At 51.0% G+C, this 13015-nt stretch carries 8 protein-coding genes; 7 read left to right on the plus strand and 1 reads right to left on the minus strand.

Annotated elements, in window-relative coordinates; all coding sequences use genetic code 11:
* Positions 1-313 precede the first annotated feature (313 nt).
* From ACSPJT_RS07465 to ACSPJT_RS07485, 5 genes are all read left to right on the plus strand, one after another.
* Positions 314-3997 (plus strand): hypothetical protein, encoded by a 3684-nt coding sequence (locus ACSPJT_RS07465; RefSeq protein ID WP_435895744.1) that lies wholly within the window; start codon positions 314-316, stop codon positions 3995-3997.
* Between the two features lie 38 nt (positions 3998-4035).
* On the plus strand, positions 4036-4722 hold the full coding sequence (locus tag ACSPJT_RS07470) for a hypothetical protein (protein ID WP_435895745.1): 687 nt from the start codon (positions 4036-4038) through the stop codon (positions 4720-4722).
* 142 nt (positions 4723-4864) lie between these two features.
* Complete coding sequence (locus ACSPJT_RS07475) at positions 4865-5242, plus strand: hypothetical protein (RefSeq protein WP_435895746.1); 378 nt, start codon at positions 4865-4867, stop codon at positions 5240-5242.
* A 420-nt stretch (positions 5243-5662) separates the two neighbouring features.
* Positions 5663-6256 (plus strand): superoxide dismutase family protein, encoded by a 594-nt coding sequence (locus ACSPJT_RS07480; RefSeq protein ID WP_435895747.1) that lies wholly within the window; start codon positions 5663-5665, stop codon positions 6254-6256.
* Positions 6257-6678: 422 nt separating this feature from the next.
* Positions 6679-8766, plus strand: coding sequence for a hypothetical protein (locus ACSPJT_RS07485; RefSeq protein ID WP_435895748.1), 2088 nt, complete (start codon positions 6679-6681; stop codon positions 8764-8766).
* A gap of 92 nt (positions 8767-8858) precedes the next feature.
* On the opposite strand, the gene ACSPJT_RS07490 is transcribed toward ACSPJT_RS07485, so the two are convergent.
* Positions 8859-10001: an FAD-dependent oxidoreductase gene (locus ACSPJT_RS07490; RefSeq protein ID WP_435895749.1), complete on the minus strand. Its 1143-nt coding sequence runs from the start codon at positions 9999-10001 to the stop codon at positions 8859-8861.
* Positions 10002-10270: 269 nt separating this feature from the next.
* On the opposite strand from ACSPJT_RS07490, the gene ACSPJT_RS07495 reads away from it, so the two are divergent.
* Entirely contained in the window at positions 10271-11959 is a 1689-nt protein-coding gene (locus ACSPJT_RS07495; RefSeq protein ID WP_435895750.1) for a mechanosensitive ion channel family protein, read from the plus strand.
* A gap of 64 nt (positions 11960-12023) precedes the next feature.
* The gene (locus ACSPJT_RS07500; protein WP_435895751.1) at positions 12024-12941 is read left to right on the plus strand and encodes a lipase family protein; all 918 of its coding nucleotides are present in this window, start codon (positions 12024-12026) and stop codon (positions 12939-12941) included.
* Positions 12942-13015 lie beyond the last annotated feature (74 nt).

The following is a 13015-nucleotide window of genomic DNA, read 5'->3' on the forward strand; positions in this document are numbered from 1 at the left end:
GAAAAAACACCGCTATATGGATTCCTCGTGTTGCCTCGCTGAAGCGGACATCGAAATGAATTCGCTTCAATGGCTGTCCTTTCTGAGGATCTTCGTCTCAAGCACCCGGACCCGTCTCTGTAGTATCAGGGAAAATTCTCTACAATCGTGCCCTTTTCTTGCGAAAACGATGTTTTCAGGATGAGTCTATAATGTAATGACACCATTTCCGCGCAAGAATTTCTTCTGTTCCGATCAATGTAAGCTTCCGCTATGGTCAACCGCAGTTCGTCTGCAGAAGAAGGGATTTGCTCTCATCTCAACAGTAGTGATCATGACGCTCCTGATATTGATTACTCTTGCTCTGTTGAGTCTTAGCGCGATTGAAACGAGGGCGACCCAGACAGATAAGGATCTACTTGAGGCACAGGCAAATGCCCGGTTGGCTTTGATGATTGCCATCGGAGATCTGCAGAAAACGATGGGACGAGATCAGTTTGTCAGTGCTCCGTCCGGTCTACTTCAAAATCCATCCGGAACAGCATCAGTGGCCAGCCACTACACTGGTGTATGGGCCGCTCGTGAGAACCCACGTGACGAGGATGCTGCGGATGCTCTGGGGAAGGCTCCTAGTTACGATAGCTCGACGGCATTTGTCCAATGGCTTGTATCAAACACAGATCTCAACCTGCTGCAAAATGAATCTTCTGACCTAACAGAACAACTTCACCAGCCTATTACCATGGTAGGAAACGGTAGCACGTCTGCCAATGGTCACGTGATCGCTGGGGGTGTCCCTGTCACCAGTGCCAACGGTTCTCATCTGGGGAAATACGCGTGGTGGGTCAGTGAGAATGGCACCAAGGCGCTGATACGCAACACGGATCTAGCCATGCGTGAGGTCCAAAGCAAAGCGGACGCCCTACTCTCCTTTGCCTCTCCCGGCACCTACGGCATAGAGACGCTCGATGAACTGAATATCAAATCCAATACTCCCGAGTCTGATAAATTAGTCACTCTCCACACAGCTGATCTTCTCGAAGGCATTGATGGTTCTCCCGTCACCAGCGACCGAGTCAAAAAGCATTTCCACGATATCACCCACCACTCAAAATCACTCCTGACTAACGTCACTACTGGTGGCCTGCGCAAGGATCTCAGCCTCTTTTTTGAGGGCGCTCCGGAGGGTGGGTCTTGGACCGGAACTGTCATTGGAGGCAATGCTCCACTTGGGCCATACGGAAACGATGCACTCAGCCCTCGCAATGAATTCGACGTCGGGCACTGGAAAAGCCTGCGTCAGCATTATGCCATGCATAAGACGGCGGCATCGACTAACAGCAGTGAGCTGATCAGTGGAAATATCGGCGAAACTCTCAATGCCGTGGATGATGTTAGACCAACTTCAGGAAACCAGCATCCCTACCCTAGCTGGAACACTCAACGCAAGCTCCTCAAGCCAACTCTCGTTCGCCTCAGCTATGTGCTATCGGTCAGTGTGCAGGATGCGAGTAGAGGACGTGTCTCAAAAGAAGATCTTCAGAAAATCACTCCTCGATCAAAGCCATACGATGAGACGACTAACAAATACCTCGTGACCTTCCATGCGTTCCCCGTGGTCTGCCTATGGAATCCCTATAACCAAAACCTCAAGTGCCCAGGCTTCTCTGTTGGGAACATGGGTATGTCGGTGGAACACGATGTCACGATTGGTGGAAGTGCGCCGATCGATTTTCAATGGATTGTGCATAATGACAGGAACGACACTGCGGCCTACCACGTGCATGGCATGAACGTGGAGACTCCCTTTACCATGAAGCCTGGTGAGGTAAAAATGTTCTTTGGCTCTGGAGATACTTACAAAAGCGGCGCTCAACATTATACCAGAGGCGTCATTTGTCAGGACGCTACTGATATCGATTTTGACCCTTCCCCTGGTAGCTCGCTGTTCTCGGCTGGGCTGGTTCAGAATGGAGTGATCGGAGCCACCCATGACAGCGGCAACCCTAACTACCGAGGCTGGGAAGTGCTCACGGGGCTCTTTGGCAGCATCACCGACACTATCGAGATAGACACAACTATTTTTACCCCTCAAGGATCTAGAGCGAGTGGGTCTAGGGCTGATTACAACGGACTACTCTATTACGCCACCTACTCATCAATGGATGTGCGCATGACCAGCCGCTCAATGAGTAGCTGGAGGTCCGAGGCACTCTGGTGGGTGCAATGGGGAGGTGGTAGAAATCGGCATCAGGCCTCCAAATGGTCTAACAAAATCGGCTGGCGTAACGATGAAGATAACCCAGTGATCCTCGGTCAGCCGATCAAGGCGTTTGCCAATATTTCAGATCTAGCCACAGGTCGCAAACAGCCCTACATGGTAGTCGACCTTCGACTCAAATCCACTGGCGGGGACCCCGATGAACGAAACCCGAACTTAGTCTGGCTCCATAACATCCCAGGCCACGGCTATTCAGGAGTGAGTGGGCAGTCGATGTCTGAAACACAAGTTTTCGGTGCTGGCAACACAGTGACGGATAGCCATGCGCGACCCTACACCGTTGTTTACAGCCCAGTGCAGTCTGCCAATGAGGCATGGAATACTTTGCAACTCGATTCAATCGAAGATGAGCTACGTTCCTATTTTGGAAACAGCTATCGACCTGACGGACAGCACAAAGCGATCGCTGCAGAGATCCCTGTAGCTCCACTGCAATCCATCGCCCAGCTCCAGCATGTGCCCCAGACTCCTACCGATGCCACTCGCTGGTCTGGTCTTAGTTTGCAAAATTACGCGATTGGTAATTCCTATGCGAACCCTAACATTTCAGCGGATCAAATCCGTAGTGATGGCTGGAGCGTCTGGCTAGACACCCGCGTCGATAATGCGGATCACCGTTCCAATCAACTCCCTGATCTGGATGGCAAGAAATGGCATGCCACGGTGAACGGAGAAGGTCCGCCAACAGAACACTTCAAACCCACCAAACACCTAGACCGTAGCTATGCCGCCAATACGCTACTGTGGGATGACTTCTACTTTTCTGGAATGGCCGCACAGACCGGCAGCTATTTCACCCAAGGCCTCAATGGGGAAGAACGCAGTCTGGAAGATGTGGTCAACGGCTTCACCCACAGTGAGAAACCTCTGGCCAATGCACGCTACAAACTGGATCTGCTGCAAAAAACACCAGATACTGTTGGTGCCGAACTGCTTGGGGATGAGAACTACCGCAAGTCGGCAGCCTACATAAGTGTCATGGGAGGCTTTAATGTGAACTCCACCTCGAAAGCAGCCTGGAAAGCATTCTTCGCCTCGAATCTGAAGAAGAAAACAGTCACGCTCACTAACGACGGAAAGCCAAACGGAGCTATGGAAGAAAGCACTGCCACGGAGTATATCGTCAGCCGCTATTCACTCGCTAGCGGTGAGGGTCACGAGAGTTCATCGAATTCTAACAAAAAGTGGCTAGGCTATCGCATCATTAACGATGACGACCTCGATGACCTGGCTGAAAAAATGGTGGAGCAGGTCAAACTACGCGGACCATTCCGATCCATCGGTGAGTTCATCAACCGCAGACTGGAACAGGAATCAGACCTCGCGCTTCGTGGCGCGCTTCAGTCAGCGCTCGATCACTCTAGCATCAATTCCCATTTCACCAACGACCCCATCACGGAAGCTGAAATTAATAACACTGACTACGCCTATAAAGACGCAGCCTTGCTCTCGAGACATGCCGGCACCCCACCCTACATGATGCAAGGAGATCTTCTGCAAAGCATCGGCTCAGCCATCCAAGTCCGCTCAGACACCTTCACCATTCGTGCCTATGGAGAGTCATCGGATGGGAAAACCAAGGTCTGGTGCGAAGCCGTGGTGCAGCGTGACGCCAGATGGACCGACGAGAGTGATCCAGTTGAAACGGAATACAATAATCTAACAGACATCAATAAAATGTTCGGGCGTCGTCTCAACATAGTCTCCTTCCGCTGGCTTTCCCCATCCGAAATTTAATGCCAGAATCTCCACACCATCAGCCTTTGAACCAAAGCATGCTCCTACGAATCTTCACATTATTATTGCCCTTCCTGATCATCACCCAGCCAGTTCTGGCGGATCAAAAGGCACCCTTTAAGATCAGTTACCGGATCACCTCGCTCGTGCCGATCCAAGGGAAATCTTACACCAACAAGATCGGTGGTGACAGCGTTGCCATAGCTAAACTTCATGTCAGCAAGCCCATCAACGCCGAGTTGAGGGAGGGTGGATTTTTAGATTTCTTTGAGGACACTGCCAAACCTGAAACTCCGCCGGCATTCTCTGTGAAGTTCCCTCAAAGCTCGAATAGTGGAGACCTTCTCATCATCATGCTCTCCAACAAAGGCAAGGTAAAGTATCTGCTGCACGACCTCAACGCCCTGCGGATTCCTGGTGGAGGTCAGTATGTCCACAATCTACTAGTCTCGCCCATTGCGGTTCAGTGCGGCAAGGATCAAAAGCCCGTGGTCATCCCAGGCAAGCAACAGAAAGTGATCGCCGCCCCCAAGAAAGACAAAGTGATCCAATCCGTTTTCTACAAGACCGAAAAACAGGCCTATCAGAAATTTAGTAGCAACCTCTATTTTAAAGACAAAAAATCACGCTACATCGTATTCTGCCACCAAGAAAATGGCAAGAAATCCCCCAGCCTAACACAGATCGCCGTTTACGATCAACCACCAGTGGAGGATAAACCCTAGAGCGACCACCTTGCCTAACAGACGAAGCCCACCAAAAATTCGTCACCCTGATATCAGTAAAAACGGGCATCAGGAAAGGGGGCAGCGACTGTCTACCGCCGCCATAACTTGCTAATGCTCCTTTCTTATCCTAGACTGTTTCATGAAAACAATCCTAGCATTCGCCCTACTCCTTTCCCTCTCCACAGCCCAAGCCCAAGACACTCCTTACGACTTCGTCACCTACGACACCGTCCGCCAGTATGTCAAAGAGCACCCCGTCGAATACGACACTTGGGTCCGCGTTTACATCTACAAAGTCAAATCCGGTGCAGGCATCACCCACCCCAAAGAAGGAGCCATCTACGCTAACAAAGATGAAGCCCAACAACTAGCCAACATGCTCTCCTTTTACGCCTATGTCAGAGAAAACAAAGGCCAAACGCTTCACTCCATCACCGACAAATTCATCGTCTTCAACTTTCACAAAAAAGCCCCGCTCCCCCAACCACCGATCTATCGCACCAGACCACAAAGATAATTTCATCAAAACCTGAAATGGGGAGGGAGGAGTATGAACCCTGACTGTGACCCGATTTCCTATGTTCTTCCCACAAGCCAGCGCGTGCTATTCGGAATCCCAAGGGGATTGAGCATTCAAGCCCAGGGTTGTGACAACCCTGGGTTCGTGTGTTGTTTTTCGTTGAACGCTGAAAGCGTTTTGTAGCCTATGGCCTCTTGCTGGCCTCGCACATGCACAAGCCCTTCAGGCTTGGCTCCATCGTGTGGGCTTTCCCCTGGGGTTGGATCAACCCCAGGCTTGGCTGCTGAATCCCATTGGGATTATTTGTATCGAGAGCTTGAAATGGGGGCGATTCATCACTAGCAGAAATTTTTCGCCTTCCACTTGATCTAGGAAAATTGCTGTGCCACTTGTGGACGTATGAATAAACTAACACAAATGACACAATCTTATCTCAGCGGAGTCGCTTGCACAGGCGCAGCCTTGTTGATCTCTCTAACTTCCGTTCATGCCCAAGATGGCCATGCCGATCACGGGCACTCGCACGATCATGCCCATCATGCCGTGCAAGATGTCAAACAGCTTGTTGCGGTGCTGACCCCGACCAGTGGTAACACAGCGAACGGCACACTCATCTTCACTGCCAAGGCAGATGGCAAGGTTGAGATCGTCGCCGAAGTGAGTGGCCTCAAACCCAATGCCAAGCACGCCTTCCACATCCATGAGTTCGGTGATATCCGCGCCAAGGATGGCACGGCCACGGGTGGTCACTATAACCCAGAGGGCCACGACCACGCATTGCCAGACAAAGCGAAACGCCATGCGGGCGACCTCGGAAACTTGGAGGCTGATGCCGAAGGCAAGGCGAAGCTCACCATCGTGGTGGATAACATCTCACTCTTCGGCAAGAAGAACCCGATCGTTGGCCGCGCCATTATCGTGCATGTCGGCGAAGATGACGGTGGTCAACCAACAGGGAATGCCGGAGCTCGCATCGCTCAAGGTGTGATTGGCATTGCCAAACCTGAATAGTAACCCTGGCGCACCAACGCTTTGGATTAGTATTCCCACCAGCGAGGGCTATTAGCCCGTATTGTAGTCAAGAGGGCAGGCGCAGGATGATATTTCATCGGTGCCCTGCCCTCTCCTATTTTCCGCGAAGGGAAGTCCGGCAACTGTCGACACCTTGTTAGATACGCCCCCACGTTTCTAACACCGTCAAGTTAGACTTCCTCTCGATCCATCACAAGAATCCGGCATCCTTTACTAGACTAAGATTGTCTTCTTGACGGAAGGTCTCACATTGGGGAGTATGACCAATGATCATATTTATGGTGAATTATTCTGTATTTATAGCGTTTGCAGATAGTTTCCAGCGGGTGGTCATCGGTCTTGGAAGCACCACAGGGGACTGGGTGTCGTTGATAGTAGCTTACTAAAATAACTAACAAATAATGAAACATACAATTGGATGGATGCTGGTAATGGGGTTGGTCTGCACAGCAAATGCAGGCATCTCGGTCTATGTCGATGGCGACGGTTATGACAGCAATAACAAGGACTGGCAGAGTAACACCGTTGACGATATCGATCGCAATGGACTCGGCACAGACGGTTACATTTTCTTCGGTAACTTCGATGGTATAGGCAACAATCAGACTTATACGGGTGGCCCAGGAGGCGATATCACCTTGATCTCCTCCGAACATGTGACCGACGTATTACCTAGTTATGTTTCAGCCGCTACCATGGGGGCTGATTGCAATGGCAAAATCGGCAGCTTCCCTGCCTATGAAGCTCTCGACAATCCACTCATTGGTGACGGCACCGATGGCATCTGTGGCAATATCGTTGTCGATGGAGATGAAGCTCTGAACTTCACGGTAAGCGGTCTTCCTGCTGGGAACATCATCCGAGTTGGGATTGTGACCGTCTTGAATGACAACGCCCGTGGACGCTTTGACACCCCCGTCATCAGCTTGACCGATGGCACTAGTACTGTTTCCTCCACCAACCTGCCGAACCTTTCGAGCAACGCCAACGGAGACGGCCCAGGCTGGGTATTTTTCGATATCGACAGCGATGGTGACTACACCGTGCTGATCCCTAATGGTTCTGCGACAGATAATGGTGCTATCGGTGCGACTCCCGTCAACGGTCTCGGCGGCATCACCTTTGACTCCTTCACACCTCCTGCTGGGTCGGGCCTGCTGGTGTCACCGGGCGAACTCTCACTCGATCTGGATGCACCGGATACGAGTATCGATACCATCATCAAGGCCACTTACTACGCTGGCCAGAGCAGCTCAAACGATGTGCAAATCCTCTCGCTGGCTGTGGACTCAGGCTTCACCGCCACAGTGGTGGATAACTCCCTGGGTCTCACTGATAAGTATGAAGACATTCAGGTGACCTACAATAACTCCGAAGTCGGTCTAACTCACGGTCAGTCCGCAACCGCCACGCTGGAGGTGACTTGGACCGAGGTAGGATCAGGCGTCAACAACACCACCAACATCCCTCTGCAGGTCACCTATCGAGCCGCTCTCATCGGCTACGTCAATACCGAGGTGACCGAAGAAAATTGGTATCACTTTGACTTCGACGGCAACTCCACATTCACCTCCGCAGATCCCTCGGGTTATAACGTCGATATCGCAGACGGCAGTGACGAGCAGATATTCCCTGCTGAAATCCAGCAGTTTACCACCGGATTTGATATCAGTCAGGTCGGGCAGAAAATCACCGCCGAGTTCGATGTGGTGATGAATTCGGGTGTGGCTCCTTTCGACAAGGACTTCCGCTTTGGCGTTTTTGATACGAGCAAAAATGTTCAGGTCATCTCCATGAACGACCTCGGACCTGTGTCAGGAAGTTTTATGAACATCAAAATCGGTAACTCCATCAGCTTCGATAATGGCGACGGGGAAAACTTTGTTCCCAATGACTATGCCACGCTGGCTGTCCTCTATGGCAGCGCCCTTAGCAGTAATACCGGCAACAAAACCAATGGGCTGATTCAGAACGAAATGAATCACTTCAAATACTCGATTGAGCGGATCAGTGAAACGGAACTCTATCTGGAAATCGTATGGAGCGACAGCGTAAGCACATCCATCTGCGCGACAATCATTGACGAAACATCCACAGCCAGCGGAGTGGCCGAGTATCTGCCAGCTGGTGGGTATGAAAGCTTTGACGGGTTTGGTTTTCAGATTCACGAACGCTATTCCGCAGCAGACTACACAGTTTCCAATTTCAACCTCACCTACACCGTCCCACTGCGCACTGGTTTCGAGTTTCAAATTGCTTCGACAGAGAGGGCCTCCTCCGGTGATGTGACACTCACTCTGAGTAACCCGGTGGTTGGTGCATCGTATCTGGTCAGGGCAAGCGATGACTTGGTCGATTGGGACGAAGTGGGCACCTATGTCGTCGATGCAACTGGCGTCATTGTTCTACCAGCAGCGGCTACCTCTGCCTACGTGAATGACGACGAAGGCTTCTTCCAAGTGAAGATCATAGCCACTGACCCAGAGTGATTCTGTTGATCGCTGTTACATAGGGCGGTGTAAATGGAAAACATGCACCATTTCCATGCCGCCCGTATGTTAGATGATCGTGGCTGGGCTTCTCAATCTGGTCGAAGGAACTTCTTGATTTTTGACTTCCTAACCAACCATTGAAGCAAGGCGTTTTTCTTCAGTTTGTAGACAAGGTCTGTACGGTCTGAATACCATACCCAAGAGCGTTTCGAGTCGCTGTCCGATTCTTTTTTCTGTGCAAAATGGTAGTATTCATTGATTTGTTCACTATCGAAAGATTGCTGTTCAAACCAACGCGGAACGAAGACATTACATAATACGTCGACATCGTTGAGAACCTTGGAAAGACCAGTTCCAGTGGTCGGGCTTACGCTTTGATAGGCGTCGCCTATGGCAACTACCCCATTGATATTGGGCGTTAACATTTGATAGAAATGGGTCGCAAACATTTCCACTTTGCTGGTGACTTTAAACGAGCCAATGAGTGACTCCAATTTGGGGAAATACTTAATGAGTGAAGAATGCGTGTTAGTTTTTAACTCTTTGACTCTTGGATCGGGGCTTTTTAATTGAGTGAACACATTGGCCCTCATCACATCGCCAATTCTGAAAACAGTGATGTAGTCGATTTCGTTCTTAGCCGGCTTGAGAAAGTAGCCGTATGCGTTCGAATCAAACGCAGACTTGTCAGTGCGTTCGATATCGAATCCATAGGATAATGATGCCAAACCTTTATCCTCTCGGTATTCGACACCGCGTTTCTTTAATAAAGAACTTCGATAACCGGATGCCACGATCACTAACGGTGCATTCAGAGACTCGGCATCAGCTAACTTGATGATTTGAGATTGTCCATTTTGAGGGTCTTCATCAATGGATTCCACTTTAGCGACCCGGTATTCAACAAACTTAGACACCTCGAGTCTGAACTGATTCACGGTATCATGGTAGCGAATACCGTATTGCTCGACATCATGGTCTTCGGTAATCCTGCCCTCGCTGTAATTTACATTCACCCCCAAGGGCTCGGCCAAGGGACGCCTTTGAGATAACAGATCAAATTTCTGAAGAAGGTCTATTTGATCTTTCTCTAACTTCTCGGCTCTGAATACCGGAGGCGACTGTTCATATTTATCAACAAGAACAACCTTCAAACCTTGGGCAGAAAGTAACTTGGCCGATATGCACCCAGCCATACCGGCTCCAATAATCACGACATCTGCTGACTTCATCTTTTGCTCACATTCAGGTTTGGAGTAACGCTATTCACAATGATCGGTTGCGATGAACAAGGTATTTGATTCTAGCAGGTGTTCTTGATTGGAATCTGAAGTGATCGCCTGCTTGTAGCTAGCCAAAAGTGAGTTTTATTGATGCTCTACTGACCTACTCTGGGGCATGGCGAAGGGGGGAAATCTATGAGCTTGCTGTTTTGAATACCCAGTCGATGAAACCAGCCCTTGGTGCTTGATGCACGGTGTCGATCAGTGTTTCCTAACGCATGCTCCGGCTCTCATCCATGCCGCCTGCCCGGCGGATCGTCATCGGTCTTTTGCTATCCGCTTCGTTTGTGTGTGGTCAGGTTCAGACCGCGCCGCCAGCCGGCGATGATAAAAAAACACCTAATGCCGACGCATCCGCGGCTGAGCCTTCTGATCCACCTGCAGCGGAGGCTCCGGCTGCCGTTCCTGCCAGTCCGCTGGTATGGTGGAACCGGGAAATTATTATCTTCCGCTCCACGACAGCGAAGCTTTCCCCGAAAGCCAGGAGTCATGATGCTCTCTTGCGCATCCAAGAATTCTCCGATCTGCTGCTCGAGAAAAAAGTGACCACTGAAAGAGCTGAGGTGCAGGGTGAGTCAGCCATACGGTTTCTGGTAGATGGCAACTACCTGTTTTCCCTGTTGCCCTCTGATCTCGATCCGCTGTCGGGCGAATCCGCGGAGGAAGAATCAGAGATTATTCTTGAGCAGCTTGAAAAAATTCGTCAGGCCCGCATTGAGCAGAGTTCCGCCGAGGCCATCGCCAAAGGGATCACTGCCGCAGTCATCGCGACGGTTGTATTTTTTGCAGTTATCTTCGTGCTACGAATTGTGACACTGAAGGTATCCAAGTTCGTGGAGACCCGGGTGCGCCGTTGGCGGAGACTCAAGCTGAGGCGCGCGGATCTGCGCCCTCATATCGGGCTGTTGGGAAAACAATTTATCAAAGTGCTGGCATTCTTTCTGGGGCTTTACCTTTTTTGCATCTGGATCGCATTTGTCTTTAACCAGTTTCCTCTGACCGAGCCGCTCGGGGCGGCGTTCACTGGTCGCCTGCTCGACTTTGCCAAAGGAATCCTCCTCAGCATGGTCGGTGCCATTCCGGGTCTTGCCACCGCGGTGTTAATTCTTTTCATCACTCGTTGGCTGGCACGTCTGATCGACCAGGTCATACGCAGCATGGGAGATGATGAAAATGGCATCATGGCTAGGGATACAGCGAAAGCCACCCGCCGCATTTCCGTGGCCGCGGTGTGGATTATCGGCATCGTTCTCTCATACCCATATCTTCCCGGCTCCGGCAGCGATGCGTTCAAAGGCATCAGCGTACTGCTCGGACTGATGGTTTCTCTGGGATCCTCGGGGATGATTAACCAGATCATGAGTGGATTTGTGCTACTCTACTCTGGGTCGGTTCGCACCGGGGAGTATGTGAAAATTGGTGAAATCGAGGGCACGGTGACCGAGATGGGGATTCTAGCTGTCAAATTCCTCACTCCGTCCGGCGAGTATATGACCATTCCTAATGCTGTGATGATCGGCAATCCGTCCACCAACTACACCAGGCTCTGTGAAACGACCGGGGTGCCAATCACCTCGGTGGTAACGATCGGCTACGACGCGCCATGGCGTCAGGTGCACGAGTTACTGATCAGTGCCGCGAAAGAGACTGCGGGAATAGAAAAACACCCTGCGCCACGTGTCATCCAAAACGCTCTGTCCGACTGGTATGCGGAATACACACTGATCGGATACGCCGCAGCACCCGAAATGCGCACCCCCATTCTCTCGGAGCTCAATGGCAAGATTCAGGATGCATTCAACGAAGCCGGTATACAAATCATGTCACCACACTATCAAAAGGACCCGCCCGAACCTCTGGTTATTCCCAAAGAGCGCTGGTTCCCCGGGGGACCGGAGAAAAAATAGGCGGAATGCTTTCTGAGAAAGGACTCCGAAGCACAAGAACCTAACACCTCCTTTCTTCGACACGATGGATACATCACCAAAAGCGAAAAAAACTAACAAACTCTCTCGCAAGCGGCGGTTTCTGATCAGGGGGGCGTTGCTTGTCGCTATCCTCGCTGGGGCATATTACCTTTTTACAACCTTCTGGTTTTCTGGTCGGCGCGATGCCTACGAGGCCGTAGATATCGATCACCTGATCGACTGTGTGACACGCGCGAATTCCAGTTATTACGAGCACGATACAATCCGCTACAAGTTCGGCGACCACATTGATGTGTCCGACTTTCCATCCAGCGGGCTGCGCGTTTTCATCGACCGAGAACCGGGAGAAACAGGACGACAGTGGATTGTCCTACGAGGCACCGTCAACCTAGCGAATGTGCTCGCCGATCTGAACTACGTAGAACGAGACGAACACGAACTGGGCATCCGGGTACACAGCGGATTTAATAGCGCAGCCCAAGAGTGTCTGCCTTGGGTGCAGGAGAGAATCGTTAAGGACCGTCCGATCTGCATCACGGGTCACAGCCTGGGAGGCTCAGTGGCCATTCTTCTCGCCGCGATTCTCGATCACCGAGGTTATGAGGATGTTTCAGTAGTGACCTTCGGGCAGCCCAAGATCACCGATTTCCACGGGGCCGAATCACTTAAGACACTCAACGTACTTCGTGTCGTTTTTGAGCAAGACCCAGTGCCGCTGATGCCTCCGGTGGTGGTCGCCGACCAGCACATCGACACCTACCACCACTTCGGACCTGAGATAATTCTGTTAGAAAATGGTCATTTCTATTACCTCGACGAGCACGATCACGATCGTCTCAACGTCATGGATTTCTGGTCCGAGCTCAGTCGCATCCACCCCAAGACCCACCTCCTCGGCAACAGCTACATCCCCTCTTTGAAAAAAGCGAGGGAGAGATTCGGTCGAGTCAGGAAACGTTGAAGAACGTCAATCCTGTCATCTTGATGTATAATCAGGTCTGCTACACCAAATAAGTCTCACTATCTCTCCAAACT

The sequence above is a fragment of the Oceaniferula spumae genome (assembly GCF_042849255.1).
GTDB lineage: Bacteria > Verrucomicrobiota > Verrucomicrobiia > Verrucomicrobiales > Akkermansiaceae > Oceaniferula > Oceaniferula spumae.

Coding starts and splice junctions, on each gene's coding strand:
- ACSPJT_RS07475 (WP_435895746.1), top strand. CDS start 4,865: ATGAAAACAATCCTAGCATTCGCCCTACTCCTTTCCCTCTCCACAGCC.
- ACSPJT_RS07470 (WP_435895745.1), top strand. CDS start 4,036: ATGCTCCTACGAATCTTCACATTATTATTGCCCTTCCTGATCATCACC.
- ACSPJT_RS07485 (WP_435895748.1), top strand. CDS start 6,679: ATGAAACATACAATTGGATGGATGCTGGTAATGGGGTTGGTCTGCACA.
- ACSPJT_RS07500 (WP_435895751.1), top strand. CDS start 12,024: ATGGATACATCACCAAAAGCGAAAAAAACTAACAAACTCTCTCGCAAG.
- ACSPJT_RS07490 (WP_435895749.1), bottom strand. CDS start 10,001: ATGAAGTCAGCAGATGTCGTGATTATTGGAGCCGGTATGGCTGGGTGC.
- ACSPJT_RS07465 (WP_435895744.1), top strand. CDS start 314: ATGACGCTCCTGATATTGATTACTCTTGCTCTGTTGAGTCTTAGCGCG.
- ACSPJT_RS07495 (WP_435895750.1), top strand. CDS start 10,271: ATGCTCCGGCTCTCATCCATGCCGCCTGCCCGGCGGATCGTCATCGGT.
- ACSPJT_RS07480 (WP_435895747.1), top strand. CDS start 5,663: ATGACACAATCTTATCTCAGCGGAGTCGCTTGCACAGGCGCAGCCTTG.